Source organism: Lysobacter sp. P5_B12, assembly GCF_056400425.1.
This window is the reverse complement of the sequence record NZ_JBFULG010000003.1, coordinates 96942-120679: the sequence shown is the minus strand read 5'-3', so window position 1 is coordinate 120679 and position 23738 is coordinate 96942. Positions and strand designations below refer to the sequence as shown.

Below are 23738 nucleotides of genomic sequence, written 5' to 3'. Positions count from 1 at the left end.
GAGCTGCCGCGATCAGGCCGCCCGCACCATCTGCCCCACCTTCGCCAGCAGATGCTCTACCTCATAGGGCTTGGTCATCAAGTCCATGCCGTGCCCGAGGAAGGACCCCACTTCCACGCTGTGCCGCGAGTAGCCGGTGAGGAAGAGCACCGGCAAGGTCGCGTCGCAGCGACGCGCGGCATCGGCCAATTCGCGGCCGTCCATGCCCGGCAGGCCGACGTCGGTGAGCAGCAGGTCGAAGCGTTCGCTTTCCAACAGCGCGAGCGCCTTCTCCACGGTGTCCACGGCCGTGCATCGATAGCCGAAAGCGAGGAGCACCAGGGTCGTGACTTCGCGCACCGAGTCGGAGTCCTCGACGAACAGGATGTGCTTTCCGTCCCCGACCTTCGGCAACAGGGCGACCGGCGCGATTTCCATCGGCAGCGCGAGCCCGTCGCCGCTCGGCAGGCGCAGGGTCACGGTCGTGCCCTGGCCCGGGACGCTCGCGATGCGTGCATCGCCGCCGGATTGTCGTGCGAACCCGTAAGTCATCGCCAAACCCAGGCCGGTGCCCTGCCCGATCGGCTTGGTGGTGAAGAAAGGTTCGAAGACGCGGTCGAGGATGTCCGCGGGAATCCCGACGCCATCGTCGACCACCGTCAGCTCGACGTACTGGCCGGGTGCGACGTCTTCGCCTGCGCCCGACTCCACGCGGCGCGTGCAGATGCGCACGTTGCCGCCGTCGGGCATCGCGTCGCGCGCGTTCACCACGAGGTTGAGGACCGCGTTCTCGAGTTGGTTGGCGTCCACGCGCGCGATGCGCGCCGCCGGATCGAGATCCAGGGTGAGCGACACGCGTTCGCCGATCGTCCGGCGCAGCAGGTCTCCGAGGGAACCGATGCGGGCGTTGATGTCCACCGCGCGCGCGTCGAGCGGTTGTTGCCGCGCGAAGGCGAGCAGTCGGTGCGTGGCCGCCGCGGCGCGCCTGGCCGAGTCGCTGGCTGCCTCGGCGAATCCGCGCAGCCTGTCGGTCTTCCCGGCGTCCAGGTCGCGCTGCATCAGGCTCAACGAGGTCAGGATGCCGGTCAGCAGATTGTTGAAGTCGTGTGCGATGCCGCCGGTGAGCTGGCCCAGCGCGTCCATCTTCTGCACCTGCATCAGCTGCGCTTCGGTGCGCTGGTGCGCCGAGATTTCCCGTGCGAGTTGCGTGTGCGCCTTCTCCAGCCGTTCGCGCTGGGCGGCTTCGTGGATGAGGCGCAGTTCTTCTTCGGCCACGCGCACGCGCAGCAGCGTGCGCACGGTGGCGATCAGCACACCGGGGTCGACCGGGTGGATCAGGTAGGAATCGGCGCCCGCTTCGAGCCCGACGATCACATCGCGCGTGTGGATCGCGGCGGCAGAGACCTGGATGATCGGCAACAAGGCGGTCCGTGGATCGGCGCGCAGGTCGCGCACGATGTCGAAGCCCGAATCGTCGGGCAGGTTCACGTCCAGCACGATGACGTCGATCGCGTCCGCGGCGATCAGTGCGCGGCCCTCCTGCCCCGTACCGGCCTCGAGCACGTGGTAGCCCTGGCGTTCGATGACGCGCCGCATCGCGTAACGCGTGGCGGCGTTGTCGTCGACGATCAGGATCACTGGCTTAGTCATGGACGGGTGCCTCCGCTTCGACGAGGGTCGGCAAGGCGATCGGCAGGCGCACATGGAATTGCGAGCCCTTGCCCATCTCGGAGGTCACGCCGACCGTGCCGCCCAACAGCGCCGCGAAACGCTTGCAAAGCGCCAGGCCCAGCCCCGTGCCGCGTACGCGACGCTGCAGCGGCGAATCGACCTGGGCGAAATCCTCGAACAGCATGTCCAGCATGCCGGCGGGAATGCCGATGCCCGTATCGGCGACGGTGAATCGCACCCAGTTTTCGCCGTCGCGCTCGGCGCTGACGCGCACGGTGCCCGACGGCGTGAACTTCAGGGCATTGGCGATGTAGTTGCGCAGGATCTGCGCGACCTTTTTGTCGTCCGTGTACAGCTTGGGAATGCCTTCGGGTTCCTCGAACACCAGGTCGACGTCCTGCCCTTCCACGATCGGGCGGAACATGCCGCGCAACGCGGAGAACAGGTCGACCATCTCGAACCAGCCGGGCGAGATCGTGATGCGGCCCGCTTCGATCTTCGCCAGGTCGAGCAGGTCGTCGACCATCTCGCTCAGTTCGGCCGCGGCGGTGCTGATGAACTGCACCTGCTTGTGTTGTTCCTCGTTCAACACGCCGTCCAGTTCGTCGTCGAGCAGGCGCGTCATGCTGCGGATGGAGCCCAGCGGCGTGCGGAATTCGTGGCTCATGTACGACAGGAAGCGCGACTTCAGCTCCGAGGCCTGCCGGAGCTGTTCGGCCTGGGTGTCGAGTTCGCCGTAGAGCGCGAGCACGCCCTGGTTGGTCTCGTCGAGTTCCTCGCGCAGCGCGGCGTTTTCCGCGCGCAGCCGTTCGAGGTCCGGGTGTTCCGGTGTCGTCATGGACGGCCTCCGAGTGGCACGACGACGACGGTGGCGTCGTCGCGGCCGCGGTCATGGTCGCGCAACAAAACCGCGGCGATCACCGCGGGATGGCGGTTCATCAGGCCGGGGGTGTCGCGCAGGGCCCAACGCGTCGCCAGGCCGTCGCTGTACATCACCAACAGCTTGCCGGTGGACTCCGGGAAGTCGAACGCCCTCGCATTGCGATAGGCGACGCCGGTGATGCCCGGATGCGAGGCGAGCCCGCGCGAACCTTCCAGCGTGTGCAAGGCCGCGGAGATGTTGCCGATCCCGGCGAAGCGCAACATGCCGCTGTCGTGTTCGTAACGCGCTATCGCCGCGGCGCCGCCGCGCGTGCCGTTCATCGCCACGTGCAAGGCATCCATGCCTGCGCCGACATCCTGGGAGGGATCTTCTTCGAACGCGACCGCGCCCGCGACCGCGGCCTTGTGCGCGAGCGCGCCGTGGCCGAGGCCGTCGATCATCAGCACGCTGGTGCTTCCGGTGTCGAACGCCACGCGCCATGCGTCGCCGCACACCGGCTCACCTTCGTAGGCATGCACCGCCGCGCCATAGCGCAGGTCGGCGTTGGCCCGTTGCTTTGCGTGCAGGCGCGACAGCACGACCGATCCGTTCGCATCGGAGTGCACGTCGAACACCTGCGATTGCCGCGCCACCGCACCCAGGCCGATGCCCTGCGTGCCGCGCGTGGACATGCCGTCCTCCATGCAGCGCGGAAGGTCGAAGCCGGGGCCTCGGTCCACCGCCACCAGTTCGAGCCCGCGCGCGCCATCGCGCGCGGCGATCTGCTGCACGTACAACGCGCCGCGCCCGGCATGCTTGAAGACATTCGACGCGAGCTCGGTCGCCACGAGCGCGGCGCGCGCGGCGTCGGTTTCGTCGAAGCCGAGCTCGCGCGCGGATTGCTGCGCATGGCGCCTCACCTGCCCGACGCAGGAGGCATCCTCGATGGGGATCCGATGCGGCACGTGACCAGCCAGGACGACTTCCATCGCGCTGTCAGGTCCACTTCGTGATCGTCACGCGCGTCCCGTTGCCGGCGGCGGTCTGGATCTCGAATTCGTCGACAAGGCGCTTGGAACCGGTGAGCCCCAGGCCCAGCCCGTTGCCCGAGGTCCAACCATCGGTCATGGCGAGCTTGAGGTCGGGAATGCCCGGACCTTCGTCATGGAACATCAGGCGCAGGCCCTTGTGCGTGCCGTTGAACACGATCGACCAGTCCATCGCGCCACCGCCACCGTAGATGACGGTGTTGCGCGCCAATTCGCTCGCGGCGGTGATCAGCTTGGTCTGGTCGACCAGGCGCAGGCCGATGTGGATCGCCAGTTTGCGCACCATCTGGCGCGCGACGACGACATCCTGTTCGACAAGGATCGGTTGCGATCCGCTGGCGCTGGCGTTCACTGCGTGACCGCGCGTTGGCGCAACAGCGCCATGCCGCGTTCGACGTTCAACGCGGTCGCAACGCCCGGCAAGGTGAGTCCGAGTTCCACCAGGGTGATGGCCACGGCCGGCTGCATGCCGACCAGCACCGTCTGCGCATCCATGATGCGCGACAGGCCGGAGATCGTGCCGATCATGCGGCCGATGAAGGAGTCGACGATCTCCAGCGCGGAGATGTCGATGAGCACGCCGCGCGCGCCCGTCGTGCGGATCCGCTCGGCGAGGTCGTCCTGCAGGGTCAGCGCGAGTTGATCGTGCATGTCGACCTGGATGGTGACCAGCAGGTACTGGCCCATGCGCAGGATGGGGATACGGTCCATGCGTCAGTTCGCCTTCGTCACCTTGAGGTTCAGGCGTTGCATCGCCAGGGCGAGTGCATCGGCGAGATTGGCCTTGGTGACGATGCCCTGCAGGTCCAGCCCGAGATGGACGATGGTCTGCGCGATCTGCGGACGCACGCCCGAGATGATCGCGTCGGCGCCCATCAGGCGGATCGCGGTGACGGTCTTGAGCAGGTGCTGGGCGACCAGCGTGTCGACGGTCGGCACGCCGGTGATGTCGATGATCGCGATCTCCGACCCGGTGTCGACGATGCGTTGCAGCAGCGACTCCATCACCACCTGCGTGCGCTGCGAATCGAGCGTGCCGATCATCGGCAGCGCCAGCACGCCGTCCCACAGCTTCACGACGGGCGTGGAGAGCTCCAGCAGTTCTTCCTGCTGGCGCGCGATGATGTCTTCGCGCGATTTCTGGAACGCGGTGATCGTCAGCATGCCCAGGCGGTCGATGAGCTCGCTCACCTGCCAGGTCTGGTCGGCCATCATCTGCGGAGAGTCGAGGTACTCGGTGCGCATCTGCTCGAACATCGCCTGCTTCAGCGAGAAGATGAAGTTGGCGGTCTGCGCGGCCTCGAAGCCTTGCAACGCGCGCGCGCGGGAAAGATTTTCGAGGAAGCCGCGGGTGTCGCTCCACTCGCTGCCGCGCAGGTCGGCGGCGTCGCCCTTCGCCGAGGCGTCCACGAGGTGGTTCAGGAATTCCCGGGCCTGGCGGGCGACTTCGTCGCTGCTGATGCGCGTATCGCGCTGGGCGCCGCTCTCGGTCAGGCTCTGGGTCCAACGAGACAGGATGCCCGCTTCGTTCTTTCGGATCGATTCGATCGTGCGTTGCTGCAGGACGGCCATCTTGTTGTTCCCCCTAAGTAGTCCGGCACTATGGGGGGCTCGCCTGCGTAATGGAAGTTATTATTTTTAAAGGGTTTTTCACCCCTTCTTCACGGGCTCTCAGGCACGCGCGAACGTCGACGATTCCATCGCCTGGCGCAAGACAGCCTTCCGAACGACGTGGATTCGCAACGGACCTGCGCACGCCTAGATTGGCGTCATCGCCGGCAACGGCATTGCTCCCGGAATCGAGTTTGTCATGAAACCTTCCAACAAAACGCTGAAGCTGCAGGTCGTCGTCGACCTCGTCTGCCCGTGGTGCTTCATCGGCAATCGTAGTCTCGAGCAAGCGCTGCCGCGCCTGGCAGCGCAGGGTGTCGATGTCGACGTCGAGTGGTTGCCGTACCTGCTCAATCCCGACTTGCCCGAGGAAGGCATGGAACGCAAGGCCTTCCGCACCCGCCGCTTCGGCTGGGAGGCGTCGCTCGCCATGGACGCGCGCGCGGTGGAGGCCGGTCGCGCCGTCGGCGCGAACATCGATTACGCGACGCAGTCGCGCACCTCGAACTCCATCGCGGCACACGCCCTGGTGGCCATCGCGCGCGAAGAAGGCGGCGCAGCGCTGCAGGCGCGCGTCGTCGACGCCGTGTTCGGCGCGTACTTCGAGCAGGGTCGCGACATCGGCGACATCGCGGAACTGGAACGCATCGCCGTGCAGAGCGGCATGATGGAAGGCGCCGTCGGACGTGCCTTGTCGCGACGCGATGCAGTCCGTGCAGACGTCGACGCAATCCTCGCCAAGGGTTTGAGCGGCGTGCCGACTTACCTCGTCGACGGACGTCCGTTGTTCAGCGGGTCGCAGAGCGTCCAGGGCTACGTCGATCGGCTGGCCCGCGCGGCCGAGGCACAGGCTTTCGCAGGACAAGTAGGAGCGATGGGATGAAAGGCTATTGGGTGATGACGTTCCGCTCGATCGACGACCAATCGGGCGTGGACCGCTATGCGGAGGCTGCGCAGCCGGTGATTCGCGCATTCGGCGGCAGGGTGCTCGCCGCAGGCGTGCCCGAGCACGTGCACGAAGCCGGCCTGCGGGAACGCGTGGCGATCGTCGAATTCTCGAGCGTCGACATTGCCGAAGCCGCGTACAACAGTCCGGAGTACCTGGCGACGGTGCGGCATCTGGAAGGAGCAGCGGTCCGCGACGCTCGCATCATCGGCGGCCTCGATTGATGGGTTGCAGACCACACGATTCCTGCACCGGGCGGTAACCCGTGGATGTCGATGATCGCTCCGTCGTTTTTACGGGAGACGCTCGGTGAAAGTCCTCATGGTCCTGACATCGCACGACCAGCTTGGCAATACCGGCGACAAGACCGGATTCTGGCTGGAGGAATTCGCATCGCCTTATTACGTCTTCAAGGACGCGGGCGTGGACGTTACCGTCGCTTCGCCGAAAGGTGGGCAACCCCCGATCGATCCGAAGAGCGACGATCCGGCCAACCAGACCGACTCGCAGAATCGTTTCAAGGCCGATGCGCAGGCGCAGACCGTGCTTGCCAACACGCAGCGCCTGGATGGCGTTTCGGCGGCCGACTACGACGCCGTGTTCTACCCCGGCGGCCACGGCCCGATGTGGGACCTCGCCGAGGACGCCACGTCCATCAGGCTCATCGAGAATTTCTACACCACCGGCAAGCCGGTCGCGGCGGTTTGCCATGCGCCTGCGGTGTTGCGGCACGTGCAGATCGACGGGCAGTCCATCGTGAAGGGCAAACGCGTCACGGGCTTCACCAATAGCGAAGAAGAAGCCGTGCATCTCACGAAAGTGGTGCCTTTCCTGCTCGAAGACGAGCTCAAACGGCTCGGCGGCAAGTACGAGAAGGTCGCGGACTGGGGCAGCCTGGCCATCGTGGATGGCCGGCTCATCACCGGCCAAAACCCGGCCTCGTCAGAGGCGACCGCGAAGGCGCTGTTGAACGTGTTGCATTGAATCGCGGCTCCAGGCCTGGACGGCGTAGCGCAGGCAACAAAAAACCCCGCGTTCCGGCGGGGTTTTCCTGGAATCTGGTGCCGGGAGAGGACTCTATCCTGTGTGCCACTCGTTTGATTTGAATACATTTTATGCGCGAGCGTGCAATTCCTACCCGCAATCTACCCCTCGGCTTCTAGAGTTAGATACAGATGGGGGGACCGCGTGCCGAAGGGATTGGAAAACTGCGCTCCTAGTATGCCTAGTGCGAGTGACCGCTATAGGGCAGAAGCGGACATTCGCACCTCTAACGGCCCGAGTCTTTCAGTCGCCTCACTTTCTAGCTGTTCGCAAGCAGGCTTACCCAAATAGTTGCGTGCAAGGAAAAGCGGCGCCGTAGGCGCCGCTTCGACACAACCACGTCTCTGCTGGGCCCGCGTTACTGGTACATGTTGGTGCCGATGGTCAGCGTGTAATTCGAACGCCGCAGGATGTCGCGTTCAATTTTGGTCGACTAGCCGGTCAGCGTGAACGGCGCGCGGGTCTTGGCGCCCAGACGCGTGTAGTTCTGGTACAGATTTCCGCTGTGAGTCACGTATCGCGTGCCAACCGCATGTGTCTCGCGGCCCGCGAAACTACTGCGATGACGTCTATTCGGTCCAAAGTTCCCGGAGCAACGCGCGAATGTTGAGCCAGACGGGGCCACCGCCACGCCGCACGGTCAGCTGTGCCCATGCTCTTTCGGCAGGCACCTCCACCACCGGCCAAGTCTCACCCGCCCATAGCTGTCTGATCGTGTGCGCGAACAAGCCAACTTCGACCGCCTCTTTGAGAAGGCGTTCGATGACAAAGCTTTCGGGGTCGTTGCCTAGTTCCATGGCCGGATCGTATGCGGCGGAACGTCAAGGCAGCCTTCTCATCGCGCGGCTAAGCCGCGCCGCCTTCCAGCATGTTTCATGAATCTCAAAGCCGAAGCCCCGCCACGGCGGGGCCTCGTGGATCAGCGCGAACGGGAACTGGGGAGATCCGCGCGGGGCTGGCGTCCCCGGTAACACCAGGCTGTCGCCAATTGCACGAGCGGCCCGATGCCAGTGGTGATCCTCCTAACATTTTGCCTAAGCCGCTCACGAGTTCGCAATACCTGTGCGCTTTCGGCCAGAACGGACGTTGGGGGCGCTTCAATCATTGCCAGTTGCCCATAAGAGCCGATCAGGTGTGCGGGAATCGCCTAAGGACGGGCGCCCCAATTAGGCTTTGCGCCAACGCACATCTCGGGCATTGGAATCTCTCATAAAATGAGCCCATCGCCGTGCTACATGCCTATCAATGAGAAGCCGCACCGTCAGATGGTTGGGGGACACTGGCATTCTCGAGGTGCGGTATGCCGGAGAGATCAGCTACGAATATCGTCTCGGCACCCTGCTGGAAATTGACCACGCGACACCGCCTGGTGGACTGCGCCGATTGTTGATTAACTACACGTCGGCACGGCCCGCAGAGACGCAACGTGAACCCGGTGCAGTCGCTGCATTCGGGGCGCGGATCGCGACGCTTCGATTCGCAGCAGGGGCGCGCGTTGCACTTGTGAACGACCCGAGCGACGTAGGTGCGCGAACGAAGAACGAGTCCATGTCTGCGGGGTTTTCCTTTCGCCAATTCGACGATCGCGTAGCGGCGGTCGCATGGCTTATGGAATCCGATATGCACGACACACCCTCCAGTGATCCGTGATCGCAGTTCAGCGATTGACCGCTTTCGGCCAAAAGCGGACGTTCGTTGCCGCGTTCGCTACGCGCTTCCGGTTGTGCCTGAGATTGTCGCGGCTGTCACTGCTAATAATGCCTTCGCCAAAGAACTGCTGGCGCGAAAGGCGGGCTACGCCATGCGCCTCAAGTTGCCGTTCAATTTCCGCACAAATCGATGCTCCAAGACCGGAGCAGGAAATGCCCCCGAGATACACGGCATCATTCTCATACGCAGGGCTGGGATGGTCGCCGGGGACGCAAGGAACGAGTAGGTAAACACCGTCCCCGCTCCGATAAACGTGCATCTTGTCCGCCGTCCGGAGTTCAGCGTCGGGGAGGCGCTCATCGCAGCCAGGTTGCCTCATGGCCCCGGCCCCGAAGGCTACGGATGGCCCCGTCTCTACCGTTTGTCGGTAATGCGTGGTGCCTCGCCCTAATGTCATCTTGTACGGCAAGGCGCCCGACGGACCATTCTTCGTATTGGTCCACGGCGGCGGCATCGCACAGTGCATGCTCCGCAACTGAACCAGGTTGATGTACTCCGGACACGCTGACGAAGCGATGGTTCTTCTTGGGGCGCAGATCGGAGTCGCGACTGCCATGACCATGCGGTGCTCCAACGTCAGTCTTGTCCCACATCGTTTTTAGGCGCGATTCGACTTGCCTCCACGGGACCTCGGCAAAATCAGCCGCGAACCATGCTCGTTCTGCATAGTGTTTTACCGCCAACCACGGTTCGGTAGGAAATGCGCGCCTCAAACTCATGACGTACTTGTCGAGGCCCAAGTCGAGCGCGGCGGACGATTTGAGAATTGTCATGGCTATCCCCTCATCTCTTCCAATCGTCACGAGGGCCGCCAGGGTTCCACGGCAAGCCATCGGTAGTGCGGCGGCGTAGCAGCGGAAAACGCGAAAGTTGAGGCCAGGCGCTGCGAGTAACGATCCGGTTCGGCTTCGGAGACGGCTCGATGAGCATATGGAGCTCATTGCTCACTATGCGCACGATGTTGCTCTTGAATTTCATTGTGCTTGCCAAGACCGCACTGCGACCTCAGTTGGCGAAGCGGTCAGGCGAGCTACTGAGAACCGGCGCAAGCTGCGCGGCTTGCCCACTATGGGCCGTAGCTGAGCGTTTGGCGTGATGAAGAGAGCCGGTTCGGCATGCCGCTGTACACGTTCGGGCGAGTTTCCATCACCCGCCACCCGAGCAGGTGGCCACTCCACACTTTATCCAGTGGGCAAACCGAACGCACCGCCGGGCGCTATGGCGTGATTGGCAGGGTCGACATCCTGCTCGGCGCTCCGGGCCTCACCGAGGAGGAAGCGCGCGTCATGCAAGCGAAGTTCGCGGGCGTGAGCTACTAGCCTGCCGTGTGTCCGCTTTGGGTCGGAAGCGGTCATTCGCTGACACCTGAGTAAAGCCGCGCCAGTAAAGCCGCGCCGCGAAGCGGCGTCGGCTTGGACGAATTGCACAATCACGCTAATACAGCATGCCACCGAATTTTAGTAGTACGGACTTACCGCGGAATAGACCGAAGTAGTTGGCGCCACTTTTGCATTCAACAAAGCGCAGGTCGTCGCCAGGCTGCATCATGGACATAGCCTCGGCCCATTCTGGAGAATCCGCGAGATTGGGGTTGCCGATCAGATCTGCGTAGTCCAGCGTCTGATAGCGCCTCATTGGTTCGGTGACAGAGCAGTTGGCTAGTCCCAGTTCGCGTCGCGTCGACTCCATCTCGGGGCCAAGTTGATGGGCACAACCCGCAATGAGCGTGAGCTGAGTATCGCTATCACGAGCACCGAGGTTGGGATTTTCGAGTTTCGAGAGCGCATGCCTGTGCCGCCTAACACCAGAATTTAGCCTACCCACGAAGTTGGTTCGGCTGGAATAAGCTGTTAGGCGCCATCCTGCCTTGATCTGACATCAGATTACGGAGCCTGGGGCCGGCTAACAAGCCAACGTATAACCGGACCCAGGGGATCATGGCGAACGGCACATGCAATGACCGCTATGGGTCGAAACCGGTCACCCCGTGACGATGCCTGCAATCGGCCAAGAGCTGACAGTTGGTGAAGCGGATACCGCATCGCCCAGATCACAGTGCACGTGTGTGACCTTATGGAACTGGTCATCACGTTGGCCTTGTGGAATCAACAAGAAGCCGCATGCGCACATGAACGACGTTCCGCAAGACATCTACTGCGTTGATGTTAGCAACGACCAGGAATTGAGATGGTGGTGCGACGAACTGGTTTGCACCGAATCTCAGTTGCGCAAAGCTGTTCGCAACGTCGGCCCATCTGCATTTGCCGTCCGGGAGCATTTGCAAGGATTGAATCAACCTCGCCAGAGATCTCCTCATCGAACGTGAAAAACTGGAGTCTCTGGTGCAATCTGACAGTGGTGTCTGAGGTGATGCTCCGATCTCGCGCCGCCGTACCGGATTCTTGTTCCGCCAATTTGATCACCGAGAAACGGTCGCTTCGGGAAAAGACACGGCGCCCCCTGTTCTCGACTTGTACCAGCGGCACAAAAAGCCCCCGTTAAACCGGGGGCAATTTGCGTTACGCCGGCCATACTATCTCGCCGACAACGTGAAGCTCCCGCCAAAAGGCTGTGCCTCGCTTAATTCCATGTCAGGCCGCCTGACTCTTGGCGGCAGGTGCCTTGCAGCATGGCGTCTGCGTTAGCCCAACCTCCCAGGAAGGCGCGCGGCGTCTTCGCACATCTGCCGCGCGCACGCATATCGCGGGTGTGCGTACGCCTGAATGCCGCAGCAGCGGGTCTGTGGAGGGTGCCACAAAGCCCCGTAGTGACCCCTATCGCCATCGCCAGCGATTGGTTAAAGCCGAACCTCCGCCAATGGCGGGGTTTCGTAGGATCAGCGCGAACGGACCTAGGGAGATCCGCGCGGGGCTGGCGTCCCCAAAACACACAGGCTGTCGCCAATCACACGATTCGGCCCGATGCCAGATAGTGATCCTCCAAACATTTGCCTAAGCCGCTCACGAGTTCGCAATAGCTCTGCGCTTTCGGCCAGAACGGACGTTAGGCGGCGTTTCAATCATGCCATTTGCCCAGTTCCCCATAACACCCGATCAGGTGGTGCGGGAATCGCCTAGGACGGGAGGCCCAATTGGGATTTGCGCCGACAGCTGACCCTCATGGACCGCCAGTCCAGCTCTGTGAAGGGACATTAATGCGGCATGTCCTCAGTGTCGGGCTGTCATTGGGTGATTGAAATGGAAACAGTCCAACTTCAAGTGAGTGCCTCGAACGGCGTGCGTCGAAACCCTGTGCGTCCGTCGTTGCTCAATTTACATGCGGTTCGAGGGAATGTTCCCGAGCCAAGACGAGGCGGTTTGGTCGAAGCGTTTTTGCCTCATCCACGCGGGGAAAGTACGCGTGAACGCAGCGAGACGACACCATTTTCAAATGCAGCTCAGTCAAGCCCTCATTACTGCGCCGTGCGTTGCGGGTGTATTGATTGCGACCCGCTCTTCGCAGGTAGCTGGACGTGAACTTGCTTGTCGCATTTCGGTGTCAGGATGAATCCTACTTGTTGGCACCGCATGCGGCGTCCGCTCCCTGGTACGAAAATCAATCCGTAGAGCTGCTTGGTGATGTCAGAGCCGATTCCTTCGATCAAGCGGTTCGTTTGACTATCGAAAAGGAAATTGGCAGATGGGAGTTTGCTTTGATTTCCAAAGAGAAATTCCATCATTCCTGGTCACAAGCTCAGGATCGAACGCTCACCGAGTCAGTCCCGCCAAGCCGCAAGCGGCGCGGTAGCCGCTCCGTGACGACTCCATGAGAGCGTTTGTGTCCAGCGCGCCAAGGAACGTAAACCGTGCCGGCGAGGCTAGCTCGTGCGTCGCAAACAAAGAACTATTAACGAACTCTTAGGGACGTCATTGCGTCCCGTGTGCACGGGTGGGTCTATTTCTGACCTTTCAGTTTCCGGCCGGACAAGAAATCGGACCCTCTAAGGCGGGAACCTTGGGAGAAGCCGCAATCCTCGAAGGTGCGCCCGCTCACCTTCCGCACTCGCTTCCGCGCGCCTAGTCGACGGGCACATTGCTAATCCACCTCCGAATGGGGCGGATTCCCCGGTTAAACCCCAGACGACGGACGCGACCGACAACGTACTCGACAGACCGCTCATTCTAGTCGCGGACGAAAATATAGATGTCGTGATCGCAGGACATCCGCCCAACGTCGGTCGACGGCGTTGTGTGGGAATTCGCCACACAACCACAGTCAGAAACCATCCGTAACACGTACAGAGTCAGCATCTTCCATCACTGCTGCCGTCAGCTCGTCCGGGAAGACCGATTGCATCACAGACCCTTTTCGATCGCACAGAGCCGACAGGGTGCTTGAAAGGCGATAGCGATTCGTCCGAAAAAACTCTGTGTCTGGGTCCAGCAGTTTTACGGAGAGAATAGCCAGCCGGTTTCTGTTGTCCGCTTTCGGCCAGGAGCGGTCACTCGCGCACGCCTCAGTTAACCGAATCGCGAACCGGCTTCGGCTCAAATGCATTGTTAGGCCGCTTGCGACGTGGCCAATAGTCCAGGGCGACGGCCGTAAAGCAGGCTATGAGCAGGGCACTGAACTCCCAGCCGCCCTCACCTGGGCCAAGGATGAAGAATCCGAGCTGCCAGTGAATCAGTGCGATGCCTGTTGCAAAAATCAGGACGAGCACTGCGCACATTGCGCGGACGAAAACACCCAATGCAATCAGAAGAACGCCCCCAGTCTCAGCAAGGTTGACGAGTTGTGCCTGAGCATGTGGGAACGGGAAACCAAAATGAGCGAGCGCGTCGCCGAGCGGCCCAACTTCGCCGTAGACGTAGCGGTGAATGCCGTGCGTGAAGATGATTGCGCAGACGACAAGCTTGACGAGATCAACGGCGAGGTGGCCGTCACGAATAATCCGGATCTTCGGCTTCATGGGTTCCCCTTCACGTAGCGACCCACGCACCTAATGGACGCACGAGGGTCAGGTTGATCTCGCGCCACACGCCTCCAGGTGGGATGCAAGCGCTCAATTCGAAAGATCTTATTGGCGCCAGGCCCGGCCAACAAGTCGGCAGGACGACCTCGCCGGAAGTGCGCGCGGCAAGTGACCGCAATGGGTCGGAAGCGGTCGCTCAGGCGTGATGTCCGCTATCGGCCATAAGCGGACATTCCCAATACTCAAGCACCGATTCCGTTGATTGAGTGCCTGGCTCGAAGGATTGCCTTGAGAGTGGCGAGTACCGAGGCCTAGCTGCTGTAGTCAGGAGCCCAATCCAAGCCGTCTGATGCTGGCTGGACAGCTTTGCGATGGCCTCTCCCAATCACCCTACCGATTCGAACCCGTAATCAATCTGATCGCATCAGAGATCTCGCGCTCTGAGTCGCGCTGAAGTTCCAGCTTTGACGGATCTGGATCGAAATTCATCATATTCGCGACCAAGACTCCGCCAGCATTAAGTTCTATCGGCTGGCCCATTGTCGCTTCGAAAAACTGCCTGACGGTTTCACGGCTTTCGGAATCGACTTGCATCACGACGTGATACGTGGGCGCGTCCGACAATCTTCCTGCTTGGTCCCTGGTCCTAACACCTTCGGCAATACCTGACTCAACGATAGTCACGTTGACGACGACGGACTGGCGACAACTTAAACGCGCTGCACTGCCTCGATCTAGAGGTTGAGCCGGAGGGGTCGGTGCACACAATTGAACGATGCCCGAACCATGTCGAACAGAGGTGGATTCCCTCGCGCAGGCGCATGCGCAAATCAGAAAGCAAGCCATCAATTTGGTCTTCATCAACGCACCATCCTGTTCATCCAGAGCGGCGGCGGACTGCGCCACCACTCTTAAGAATAGACGGAAATGAAACAGGCGAAACCAAGTCGCGTATTCGTCCGATGTCGTATGTCCGCAATGGTCGAAAGCGGTCACTACTTGACTAGCCGTCACCCGCGCGGACCGAAGGCGTCGCCGATGTCCGCTTTCGGCCAAAAGCGGACATTGAGCGCCAGCAGGGTCAGCGAGGTGTGTAGTACTGGAGATTCAGGCGGAGTCGACCCGCTGCGTCCTTCGACATCACGTCGCCTGCCCACAACGACGCCGGCAACCCGCGATATCCACGTGCCGGCGTGATGTCGACCATGACCCTATCTTTGCCGCCGCCCAGACAATTGGTGCAGCGTTTGATGCCGATTACACGAAATGCGGTCCCTTCGGGCAGGTCTTCGCACCAAAGCACCTCGGGGCCGCCGAAGCCGGGTGGCGCAAGGATTTCGACTTCGTCGGCGGGTGGCTTGTAGTTCTGGTCCATGGTGATGCCACAGGCAGGCATCGGAATCGCGAGCGCGTACTCCTTGCCCACGATGCCGCCGTATTCGGGCGCATGGGTGACATCGATGTACTTCGAGCGCGTGTAGGTCAGGGCGATGAAGGTCGCCAGGATCGCTAGGCCAACCGCCAAGCTAATCGCCGCACCAAAAACTGCGACGCGGGTGTTGCGTTTGGTGCGCCTGTCATTGCTCACGCAATCAGTTCCCCGTTCGATCCGCGCAGACTACCGGACCACATAGTTCGGCGCGACCGCATGTCCGCTTTGGGTCGAAAGCGATCATGGTCGAATGTCTGATTTAGGCCAGAAGCGGACATTCACTCGCCGCATCGACGGTGGCGCGCCAAGTTTTAGTAGAGTATCGGGGCAAACTTAAGAGTCACCACGTCATTTCGAATCAAGGGATAAAAATCTGTGCCCGTCGTTTCCTTGACTCCGGAGCAATTTACATACCGCAATTGATCTCCTTCCCGAAATTCGGCGCTCATGGTTATCCACCCGCCATGCGTTTCTGGAGAGAGGTTGCCCATCAGCCTGGAGCCTTCGATAACTTGGTTCGAGGTTAAAGGGACCGTTATCGCACAGCCATGCATCCGCATTCGGTCAGCAATCGACGAAGGCTCATAATTCCAGGTGAATCCGTAGACCGACGCGCAACTCGTTAAAGCCAAGATCGCGAAAAAAGGGAGCACGCGTAAATGGAACGCCCGCCCCCACCCTGGCTTCTTTCAAAAGTCATTAGCCGAGCATCATTGAACGAAACCTTGGTGCTCCCGAGCGCATCAGTAGCCTACAGACCGAATGTCCGCTTTCGGCCAGAAGCGGACATTCGGCAGCGCCTGAGCAGCCCTCAAGGTTTTGGCGCGTTCTTCGTTCGCTCCAGGAAATACGTAGCCGTTTCCTGATCTGGCGAGACTCCGTAGTCGCCGAAAGCGTAGGCCAGAGACAGACGCACACAAGCGAGGCTGTGGCCAGCCCCGCAGGCGAGCTTTAGCCAGTCAATGCCTGCGGGGAAGTTGCCTTGTTCGAGGTGGACATCAGCAAGGCCCGACAAAGCGTAGCTAGACCCCTGTCCGAATGAAACGACATAGAACTCTTCGGCGCGCGCCAAGTCGCCCCATACATGGAAGTGGGTAGCAAGCTGAAGGCTTGCGTCGGCATCGCCCGAAATGCTTCTGGCGATGAGCGTTTCGACTTCGTCCACTGATAGCGTCATGGTGAATCCGGGGGCGTGGAATTGCTGCGCATGTCAGCTATCGGCCAGGAGCGGACACTTCAATCCTCGAAGTACGGTTCCCCGTCAAGGAACCAGAGGTCGTACTTCGCGCTTAGCTTACGCATTACTGCGTCCACGTCCGTGGCGAGCTGCAATGCCTGGAGCGAATCCGCTCCGTAAGCGACATCCCCGATTTTTTCCGGAAGCCCCATCAGTTCCCAGCGGCATCCGGCGACTTGCTCGTCAACTTCAAACGCCACGCTGCCTTTCACAACGGGGAACGGCGCGTAGATGCATACCGTGAGGTCATGCCGCCGCCCAGGCTCACCCTTCGTGCTGTATTTCAACGAGCGCGTCGCGATGATTTCCACGCTTCCTCCGTCCTATTACGCGAGGCGAGCATAGCGGATGAGCACAGGCAGGCCGAATGTCCGCTTTGGGTCGAAAGCGGTCATCCCGGAGCCCGAGACGGCCTTCGCCCTGGCGAATGTCCGCTTGCGACCAGAAGCGGGCATTCGCGAAGGCTCTCCGGGCCGGTCCGTCAACGCTGCCCGGCAACCACTGAACGCCATGTCCACGCCCCTTTGGGCACGCTGGCGTCATGACGACGACACGCCTGCTGTGGACTGGGGGCTGGGACTCTACCTTCCGGTTGTTGTGCCTGCTGCTCGTGCATCGCAGGTCGGTTACGCCGTATTACCTCCTGCGCGGAAAGCGGCCCTCCACGCCGATCGAGGTCGACACCATGGCGCGCATCCGCGATGCGCTCGCCGACCACCATCCGCACACACGCGAATTGCTGCAACCGACGTTCTTCTGTGACGTGGCCGACCTCTCGCCCGACGCGACCATCACCGACGCCTACGAACGCATGCTGMGCAATACCTTCCTCGGCCGCCAATACGAATGGCTGGCCCGGTTCTGCACGCAGCAGGGCATCGCCGAGATCGAACTGTGCATCCACCGCGATGACAAGGCGCATGCCGTGCTCGAACCTTTCGTCGTCGAACGTGAGGAAGCCGGTGGCCGCACGTGGCGGCTCGACGCAGCTCGTGTCTCGCAAGCGGAGAACGCTGCGGACCTGCAGGTGTTCTTCCGCCATTTCGCGTTCCCGCTTTTCGAAACGACAAAACTGCAGATGGCGAGCCAAGCGCAAGCGCAAGGTTGGGAGTCACTCATGGCGATGACCTGGTTCTGCCATAACCCCCTGCGCAATGGCCAACCCTGCGGGTGCTGCCACCCGTGTCTCTACACTATCGAGGAGGGACTCGGTCATCGGTTGCCGCGCTGGAGCCGGACCCGGTCAGCGATTTATCGCAACTGGCTCTTGCCGATTAAGTCGCCGGTGGTGTCGATGCTCGAGATCGTGCCGCCAGTGCGGCGTGCGCTGGAGCGACGGCGGGCGCGCTGAAGACCCCCGGTCCGGCATTGTTGCCGCAGGGATGTCCGCTTTCGGCCAGAAGCGGACGTCCCCGATGTACCAGAACCAGCTTATGTGACCGTGGCGAAATGCTTGGCATGGAACCGCCTCCGCACGGGTTCGCAAACCAACGAAGCAGCGAGCCCACACAACGCGAACATTCTCTCGTTCCCTTCGCCCCAGACGTAGGCAGTGACCGCGGAGAGCACTGCGCCCAGAACGCAAATTGCTATGAACTGGCCTGTCTCTTGGGTGCGCGAGGGATGCAGCGCCCCCGCAATAGCTCCCGTCGCTGCCGCTGGGATCAGAAATAGCCTGCTACAGGAAACAGAGCGAGAAGCGCGGCCGAGTTCCACCCAGGCTTAGTTGCAAACGCTTCAAGCCCGATCACGAGCCCACCGACTGCGGGCCCAACCAGAGCGAATACCAAAAGACCAATTAGAGTCCGCTCAAGCATCTCGACCTCCGTATGTCTGAACCGAGTAGTGCGACCCATCCGCTCGCCAATAGGAGTCAACCGCGCTGAGCTTACGCACGCGGAATCCGGGCAGCACGACTTACGCATTGCGTCAGTCTGAAGCGAGGGGCGAATGTCCGCTATGGGTCAGTTGCACCACTGTCGCTCGCAGGGCACACCGTCGTCGTTACCGTCCATCTTCGTGTTTGGACAGTGCTGGACGAAGTACGTCGCTTCATCGCAAGAAGTCATCTGTGAGCACATTGTGCGCCCGTCGCACTTGAACGAGGAGATGGCGACTTCGCCCTCGCCAATTCGTGGGGCTGATGTAGATGCAACGCCTGCAGGAACCTGTTGCTCGACGAAGCTGCTCGCGGTCGCGGACTTGTACTTGCCATATCCGAACCAGGCGATACCAACGACGATGACAAGGATCAGGATTTTCTTCACTAGTTCCGACTCCCCTCGGTACGGCGGAAGCAAGCAGACGCCTGCGTCCGCGACGAACTCAAGTCTGCACGACACGAAGACCTAATGACTGACTGTCACCCCCGGAAAAACCGCCCTCCTGGAAGTTCGCTATCGGCCAGAAGCGGACACTCGCAACGCAAGCATCAAGCCGACCCGCGAAGAGGCTTCGGCTTGAATGCATTGTTGGACCGCTTTCGCTCGATGCTGAAAATGGCAATCCCCATGGAAAGGCCAGCGATGGGATACACGAGATCGAACAACGAAGCGGGACSATGCAGCGGTAAGTGCCACGCACGTACGTAGGGCATCAGGGTGGCCAATCCCAAGTAGACAGRCACTACCTGCCAGGCTCGGTACCAACTGCGTTTGCGCAGTAAAAAGATTGCGCCGAGGCCGACCACAAGGACCAGCATGCCGCCTTCGGCGATCGATGAAACAGTGACCAGCTCAAAGGCCGGTCCGTCACAAGCGGAGACTGAGGACCACCGACATGCGGCCGCGAAACCGATGAGGGAAATGGCCGTAAATCCCGCTACACCAACGACTGTAGCCAGCAAAATGCGAATAAGCATGGAAAACGCCCCTTACCATCAATCTGTTAAGCGTCCGCTATCGGCCAGAAGCGGACATTCGCTCGGCGTTGTGGCGCCGAAGCTTTCAGCGCCGATCAGTACGGAAGAGCCAACGGAACGCACCATACTTGGGTGCCGACAGGCTGGTTCCGCACAAGACACAGCGGGCCCAATCGCCAGCGGCGCCCCCTCCCTCCACGGCCTTCAGGACAGGTCTGCGGAGGTGGCCTCACCCACGTGGTCCGCCCCGCGCGCGATCACATCCACCAGTTCGGCAGTCCAGTCTTCCGCGAACACCTGCATGTGTTGCGAAAGCCAGTCGCTCGATCGTGCATCGGCAGGCAGGGCATACGCCTGCGCGACCCGATCCGCGCGAAGCCTGCGCCATTCCTGCAGCAGCGCGTCTGGTTGTGAGTGGCTGTGCACCAGGCTTTGCAAAATCAGGTGCTGCACCGCCACTTGTGCCTGGAGAATCGCAAGTTCGTCGCGCCAGTTGTCCATGTCCCGCTCCGGGCGATGGTTAATTCGGCTCGTTCCGGGCCGTCGCAAGCGATGCCTGCTGGATCTCGTCGACGACCAGGTCCCACGAGGGCTCGTCGGCGCCGCGCAGGTCTTCCCAGGCTTCGGCGAGCACGGGTTCCAGTTCTTCCCACGTCGCGTGCTCGCACTCCTCCTTGGCCGTACGGATGATTGCCGTCAGCAAGTGGGGATCCGCCGCGTTCGGCAGTGTGTTGAAGTACGACATGGCGCCACCGTTTCAAATGCAGAATGGGGTCGTTGCATTCCCTCAGTGCAGGAACCAGGTTTCGCGAACAAAGTCGCGTACGTGTTCCCAGGGCAAACGTTCCCGGAGGGGTGAACGCTCGGTCCACGCCTGGCGGGCTCGCGGCTCCACTTCGTTCCAGCGCAGGCCCCAGCAGAGCTTCTGCAGGAACTTGGCAAGGATGCGACCTCGGCGGCATCGGAGAGGAGCTCCCTGGTATCCATGGCATCCACCCGGCATAGCGGCCGGCCCACCCTCGTGAGCCGGCCGGAGAAACGCTCACTGCCTGGAGGTTTGGTCCTCCAGCACGCGGCCACCGAGGTGGTTCACTTGGATGCGGCGGGGGGTCGTTTCGGGTCGCTTTGGGATGGACACTTCCAGCACCCCGTTGCGGCCTTGCGCCGAAATGCCCTGGGCATCGGCGCTACCTGGCAAGGCGAATCGCCGATGGAAGACCCCGTAGCTGCGCTCGATGCGCGAGAAGCGATTGGTGCGAGATGCAGTCTCGCTTTTGCGCTCGCCCTTGATGGTGAGGATGCCGTCGTCCATCGAGACCTCGATGTCGGCAGGCTCCATGCCCGGCAAGTCGGCGAGTAGGACGAACCGCTCGGGCTCCTCGAGGACATCCACGCGCGGTGTCCATTGACTGGTGACGATGGAGCTGTCGTCGGAAGCGTCCTGTTCGAACCTGCCGCCTTCGAACATGCGGTCGACGACGCGGCGAAGTTCATTGTGCAAGTTGAGGCCCGTGGGCCAATCAGTCTGACGAACCATGTTCATGGCAAGTCTCCGAATTTTCCTGTGTTGATCCTGGTGGCGACGGGGGTTCCGTCGCGCGGGAAAATACCAATTCCGCTGCGAGTTTCAAGCCATCGGCGATGAGCGTTCTCAGGAAAAATTCAGGCAGATTTTTGCAGCGCACAATGCGGCGATGAGCCTCGGGAATCTGCTGAACACGTCAGCAGCCAGGGCTTGCCGAGCGTAAATTCCGTCCGGCAAAATTTCGCCTAGCGATCTACTGGCTGCGGCTCGTACAGGGGCTCCACACGACTGACGTAGCTGGAGACGCCAGCGCCGCGCGAACTAAGTATCGCGTTCGCGCCGATCCTCGAGACCCCGCCCTGCGCGGGGTTTCGTTTTTTCGTTTTTCATTCACCTCATGGGGGGGGTGAATTGTTCCGGCAAACCCCGACGCGCTCAAGGATGTGCGCCAGGCGAGAATTGTCGACAGACACGCCGAATGTCCACGGTCATGCCGAATGTCCGCTTTGGGTCGAAAGCGGTCACTGGGAGTGACTGCTGCTCACCGGGTGACGAGTCGGCGCGAGAATGTCCGCTTTCGACCCAAAGCGGACATTTTGGTTGGCGCAGCGACGGTGTGCTCGCCCTGTTATGGTGCGCCCAAGCTCGGCTAAATCAGCTCTGGTGATTCATGGATGACGTCAGGAAATCAACCCGCGAGCTTATCGAGTCCGCATTTGATGGTGTGCCGCGGCCAAAGACTTCACTCCGCCAGTTCGTACTCACGGATCAAAAGGGAATGTCCGGCACCGTCACCGAAGAAGAGTGGCGCTTGGCCAGCATTTCCAGAACGGATGCAAAGTGGCAGGACATTGCTGCCCTGGAGATTGAGCACTGTGATTGCCTGCTAGCGCACATGCAGGCCCAGGAGTTCCGCTACTACCTCCCCGCCTACATGATCTACTCGCTGGATCGTGCTCAGGACTTGAAGGACATGATCCCGGGGTCTGTTGTCTTCGGGCTGACGCCGAGCAAGCTTGACCCGGTGTACTCGGCCAGCCAGTACAGCCTCCTCAACGCGTTCCAACGGGAGGCAACCGCCGCATTCCTCGCCTATATGGCTGTCCATGCAGAAGAGTATTCAAAAAGAGATGCGAAGCACGCACTCTTGTTCTGGGATCTCAGCACCTAACTAGCGGCGAATGTCCGCTTCTGGCCGATAGCGGACATTCGAGCAATTACCGTTTTCGACCCAAAGCGGCAGTCGGCAGCCCCTTCGGCCCCATCAGGACCGCTCCGGCGCTCGAAGGCCATGAAGTTCAGAAACTGCGCGAACGGCACCGGCACCCATAGTTCAGCCTATGCTCGCTGGCGCAACTCGACTGATCGAACGAAGGCGGGACGCTGGGGCGGATGTACAGGTCCCTCGATGATGAGGTCTAGTGCCAACTCGCGCGCCCGCGCATGAGGCACAAATGCGAAATGCTTACGTTGCACCAGGTCAATCAACTCTATGCTGGCAGCCGGCGGCAGGCTGGTCGATTGAAGCTGCCCTATCGGGTTTGGATCCGCACCGAACCTACGCGCGGCGGTGGAGACCTCGCCCAAGCTTGACTCGGTCAGCACGAATCCACCTTGGCATTTGCAAACGAAAAAAAGCATTGCCTTTCTCCAAGAAAAGGGCCCCGCAGAATGCGGCGGAGCCCTTCAGTAATTTTGTTACTCGCCACGACCACCAGCGCGGCCGCCGCGACCATCGTCGGAACCGGAGCTACGTCCCGATGACGAGCCGCCGCGGTCGCTACTGGTGAACTGACCATCCTCGTCGCGTTCTTGGCCTTGCGTCTGTTGGCTGCGGTTACCACCGCTCCGGGAGTCGCCTGCCTGCATGTCGCGATCGCTATCCGAGCCGTCGGAGCCACGCGATTGACCGCCCTTGCGGCCGGCCTCGCGAGCCTCTTCCGAAGTAAACTCGTGCGCAGTGCCCTGGGCGTGTGCGGCGCGGCCGCCTTCGGACGCAATTGCACGCTGTTTGTCGTCATCCATCGACCCGAAGCCGCGGTTGCTGGTACTTTGGTCGCGGGTGCCCTGGTCACGGTCGCCTTGCTGGGTGTTCTGTGCCATCTCGTGTTCTCCTTAACGCTTGCCGGAGCCGCTCTTCGAGCTGCTTTCCCGGCCATTGGAACCACTGAAACGCGACGAACCAGACGTCGAACGAGAGCCGGACGAACGTTCACTCCCGCCGGTGCCCTTGCCGGGGGAGCTCTTGCCGCTGCTGCCGGAAGACTGGTCCTTGCCACTCGAATTGTTGCTATTGGTTGGCATGTGATCCTCCTCTTAGAGCGCACTCAACGCGCGCAGGAAGAATCCACATGCGGATGTCGAGAGCGCGCCAAAAATAGCCTGTTTTTAAGGCCGCTTCGCGGCCTTAAACTTAATCGTTCAACTTGCGTTTTTGGCACGCAGGGACTGCCTGCTCGGGGGCGAGAAGCGGTCATTCTGAGGGGCGCGTGGCAGAGTTCTACGTAATGGCCGTTAGGCGAAATCCGGAGTCATCGACAGGTTCCGATTTCCTGCAAGCCGTTCTCGAGCCGCTGGCAGCGATCTCTGCCCGCCGATACAACGCTCGTCGTCGTCAAGTGGCCGCGGATCGTAGGCCAAGTCCTTGCTTGGGGCAGCAGGTTGCGCCCACAGCTCACGTCGCATCTGCTCTGTATCTTCGGCGGTTTCGCGGCCCATCCTCGCCTGCACTTGTTCGAAGCGGCGCGCTTCTTCTTGCGTGGGCAGGCGAAACAGTTCGGCGGTCATGGCTGCGGCCTGACGCCCCATGGGGCGCAGGGTCATCGGCTACAACTGCCCACGCTGGGTGTCTCTAGACGGCTACGCTGGACTGCAGCACCAATTCGGCGGCGAAGATTACG

At 61.4% G+C, this 23738-nt stretch carries 27 protein-coding genes; 8 read left to right on the top strand and 19 right to left on the bottom strand.

The window, feature by feature from the left end; all coding sequences use genetic code 11:
• Window positions 1-12 precede the first annotated feature (12 nt).
• The 6 genes from AC1DOM_RS06725 to AC1DOM_RS06700 are packed head-to-tail and all read right to left on the bottom strand — an operon-like array spanning window position 13 to window position 5133.
• On the bottom strand, window positions 13-1629 hold the full coding sequence (locus AC1DOM_RS06725; protein WP_498961530.1) for a response regulator: 1617 nt from the start codon (window positions 1627-1629) through the stop codon (window positions 13-15).
• Window positions 1622-2488 carry a sensor histidine kinase gene (locus tag AC1DOM_RS06720; RefSeq protein ID WP_498961528.1) on the bottom strand — a complete coding sequence of 289 codons (867 nt, stop codon included), beginning with the start codon at window positions 2486-2488 and terminating at the stop codon, window positions 1622-1624. Before AC1DOM_RS06720 ends, AC1DOM_RS06725 begins: the two co-directional genes overlap by 8 nt.
• Window positions 2485-3501, bottom strand: a complete 1017-nt coding sequence (locus AC1DOM_RS06715) for an ATP-binding protein (protein ID WP_498961526.1) — start codon at window positions 3499-3501, stop codon at window positions 2485-2487. The genes AC1DOM_RS06720 and AC1DOM_RS06715 overlap by 4 nt, the downstream gene beginning before the upstream one ends.
• Window positions 3502-3508: 7 nt before the next feature.
• Complete coding sequence (locus AC1DOM_RS06710) at window positions 3509-3913, bottom strand: anti-sigma regulatory factor (protein WP_498961524.1); 405 nt, start codon at window positions 3911-3913, stop codon at window positions 3509-3511.
• Window positions 3910-4272 carry an STAS domain-containing protein gene (locus AC1DOM_RS06705; protein WP_498961522.1) on the bottom strand — a complete coding sequence of 121 codons (363 nt, stop codon included), beginning with the start codon at window positions 4270-4272 and terminating at the stop codon, window positions 3910-3912. Before AC1DOM_RS06705 ends, AC1DOM_RS06710 begins: the two co-directional genes overlap by 4 nt.
• Before the next feature lie 3 nt (window positions 4273-4275).
• Window positions 4276-5133: an STAS domain-containing protein gene (locus tag AC1DOM_RS06700; protein ID WP_498961520.1), complete on the bottom strand. Its 858-nt coding sequence runs from the start codon at window positions 5131-5133 to the stop codon at window positions 4276-4278.
• Window positions 5134-5371: 238 nt separating this feature from the next.
• Between AC1DOM_RS06700 and AC1DOM_RS06695 the strand changes: the two genes are divergently transcribed.
• The 3 genes from AC1DOM_RS06695 to AC1DOM_RS06685 all read left to right on the top strand — a co-directional run bounded on the left by AC1DOM_RS06695 (window position 5372) and on the right by AC1DOM_RS06685 (window position 7102).
• The gene (locus AC1DOM_RS06695) at window positions 5372-6055 is read left to right on the top strand and encodes a DsbA family oxidoreductase (protein ID WP_498961518.1); all 684 of its coding nucleotides are present in this window, start codon (window positions 5372-5374) and stop codon (window positions 6053-6055) included.
• Window positions 6052-6342: a DUF1330 domain-containing protein gene (locus AC1DOM_RS06690; protein WP_498961516.1), complete on the top strand. Its 291-nt coding sequence runs from the start codon at window positions 6052-6054 to the stop codon at window positions 6340-6342. The genes AC1DOM_RS06695 and AC1DOM_RS06690 overlap by 4 nt, the downstream gene beginning before the upstream one ends.
• 85 nt (window positions 6343-6427) lie before the next feature.
• Window positions 6428-7102 carry a type 1 glutamine amidotransferase domain-containing protein gene (locus AC1DOM_RS06685; RefSeq protein ID WP_498961514.1) on the top strand — a complete coding sequence of 225 codons (675 nt, stop codon included), beginning with the start codon at window positions 6428-6430 and terminating at the stop codon, window positions 7100-7102.
• Window positions 7103-7731: 629 nt separating this feature from the next.
• Here the strand turns inward: AC1DOM_RS06685 and AC1DOM_RS06680 are convergent.
• The gene (locus AC1DOM_RS06680) at window positions 7732-7959 is read right to left on the bottom strand and encodes a hypothetical protein (RefSeq protein ID WP_498961512.1); all 228 of its coding nucleotides are present in this window, start codon (window positions 7957-7959) and stop codon (window positions 7732-7734) included.
• Window positions 7960-8407: 448 nt separating this feature from the next.
• Between AC1DOM_RS06680 and AC1DOM_RS06675 the strand changes: the two genes are divergently transcribed.
• From AC1DOM_RS06675 to AC1DOM_RS06665, 3 genes are all read left to right on the top strand, one after another.
• Window positions 8408-8812: a hypothetical protein gene (locus AC1DOM_RS06675; RefSeq protein ID WP_498961510.1), complete on the top strand. Its 405-nt coding sequence runs from the start codon at window positions 8408-8410 to the stop codon at window positions 8810-8812.
• Window positions 8813-10865: 2053 nt separating this feature from the next.
• A complete protein-coding gene (locus tag AC1DOM_RS06670; protein WP_498961937.1) occupies window positions 10866-11198 on the top strand; it encodes a DUF3606 domain-containing protein in 333 nt (110 codons plus the stop codon).
• A 1146-nt stretch (window positions 11199-12344) separates the two neighbouring features.
• Window positions 12345-12641 (top strand): hypothetical protein, encoded by a 297-nt coding sequence (locus AC1DOM_RS06665; protein WP_498961508.1) that lies wholly within the window; start codon window positions 12345-12347, stop codon window positions 12639-12641.
• 687 nt (window positions 12642-13328) lie between these two features.
• On the opposite strand, the gene AC1DOM_RS06660 is transcribed toward AC1DOM_RS06665, so the two are convergent.
• From AC1DOM_RS06660 to AC1DOM_RS06640, 5 genes are all read right to left on the bottom strand, one after another.
• Entirely contained in the window at window positions 13329-13781 is a 453-nt protein-coding gene (locus AC1DOM_RS06660; protein WP_498961506.1) for a DoxX family protein, read from the bottom strand.
• A 393-nt stretch (window positions 13782-14174) separates the two neighbouring features.
• Window positions 14175-14780 carry a hypothetical protein gene (locus tag AC1DOM_RS06655; protein WP_498961504.1) on the bottom strand — a complete coding sequence of 202 codons (606 nt, stop codon included), beginning with the start codon at window positions 14778-14780 and terminating at the stop codon, window positions 14175-14177.
• An 85-nt stretch (window positions 14781-14865) separates the two neighbouring features.
• Window positions 14866-15372: a hypothetical protein gene (locus AC1DOM_RS06650; RefSeq protein WP_498961502.1), complete on the bottom strand. Its 507-nt coding sequence runs from the start codon at window positions 15370-15372 to the stop codon at window positions 14866-14868.
• Between the two features lie 655 nt (window positions 15373-16027).
• Window positions 16028-16393: an SEL1-like repeat protein gene (locus tag AC1DOM_RS06645; RefSeq protein ID WP_498961500.1), complete on the bottom strand. Its 366-nt coding sequence runs from the start codon at window positions 16391-16393 to the stop codon at window positions 16028-16030.
• A gap of 59 nt (window positions 16394-16452) precedes the next feature.
• Complete coding sequence (locus AC1DOM_RS06640) at window positions 16453-16764, bottom strand: hypothetical protein (RefSeq protein ID WP_498961498.1); 312 nt, start codon at window positions 16762-16764, stop codon at window positions 16453-16455.
• 230 nt (window positions 16765-16994) lie between these two features.
• On the opposite strand from AC1DOM_RS06640, the gene AC1DOM_RS06635 reads away from it, so the two are divergent.
• On the top strand, window positions 16995-17804 hold the full coding sequence (locus AC1DOM_RS06635; protein ID WP_498961496.1) for a hypothetical protein: 810 nt from the start codon (window positions 16995-16997) through the stop codon (window positions 17802-17804).
• Between the two features lie 613 nt (window positions 17805-18417).
• Here AC1DOM_RS06635 and AC1DOM_RS06630 read toward each other — a convergent pair.
• The 5 genes from AC1DOM_RS06630 to AC1DOM_RS06610 all read right to left on the bottom strand — a co-directional run bounded on the left by AC1DOM_RS06630 (window position 18418) and on the right by AC1DOM_RS06610 (window position 20856).
• On the bottom strand, window positions 18418-18720 hold the full coding sequence (locus AC1DOM_RS06630) for an excalibur calcium-binding domain-containing protein (protein WP_498961494.1): 303 nt from the start codon (window positions 18718-18720) through the stop codon (window positions 18418-18420).
• Between the two features lie 164 nt (window positions 18721-18884).
• Entirely contained in the window at window positions 18885-19313 is a 429-nt protein-coding gene (locus tag AC1DOM_RS06625; protein ID WP_498961492.1) for a hypothetical protein, read from the bottom strand.
• Window positions 19314-19517: 204 nt separating this feature from the next.
• A complete protein-coding gene (locus AC1DOM_RS06620; RefSeq protein ID WP_498961490.1) occupies window positions 19518-19814 on the bottom strand; it encodes a hypothetical protein in 297 nt (98 codons plus the stop codon).
• Between the two features lie 19 nt (window positions 19815-19833).
• Entirely contained in the window at window positions 19834-20058 is a 225-nt protein-coding gene (locus tag AC1DOM_RS06615) for a hypothetical protein (RefSeq protein WP_156643033.1), read from the bottom strand.
• 297 nt (window positions 20059-20355) lie between these two features.
• The gene (locus AC1DOM_RS06610) at window positions 20356-20856 is read right to left on the bottom strand and encodes an Hsp20/alpha crystallin family protein (RefSeq protein ID WP_498961488.1); all 501 of its coding nucleotides are present in this window, start codon (window positions 20854-20856) and stop codon (window positions 20356-20358) included.
• Window positions 20857-21508: 652 nt separating this feature from the next.
• Between AC1DOM_RS06610 and AC1DOM_RS06605 the strand changes: the two genes are divergently transcribed.
• On the top strand, window positions 21509-22009 hold the full coding sequence (locus AC1DOM_RS06605) for a DUF6714 family protein (RefSeq protein WP_498961486.1): 501 nt from the start codon (window positions 21509-21511) through the stop codon (window positions 22007-22009).
• 527 nt (window positions 22010-22536) lie between these two features.
• On the opposite strand, the gene AC1DOM_RS06600 is transcribed toward AC1DOM_RS06605, so the two are convergent.
• Both AC1DOM_RS06600 and AC1DOM_RS06595 read right to left on the bottom strand, forming a co-directional pair.
• Entirely contained in the window at window positions 22537-22941 is a 405-nt protein-coding gene (locus tag AC1DOM_RS06600) for a KGG domain-containing protein (protein ID WP_498961484.1), read from the bottom strand.
• Between the two features lie 411 nt (window positions 22942-23352).
• Window positions 23353-23625, bottom strand: a complete 273-nt coding sequence (locus AC1DOM_RS06595) for a hypothetical protein (RefSeq protein WP_498961482.1) — start codon at window positions 23623-23625, stop codon at window positions 23353-23355.
• Between the last annotated feature and the right edge of the window lie 113 nt (window positions 23626-23738).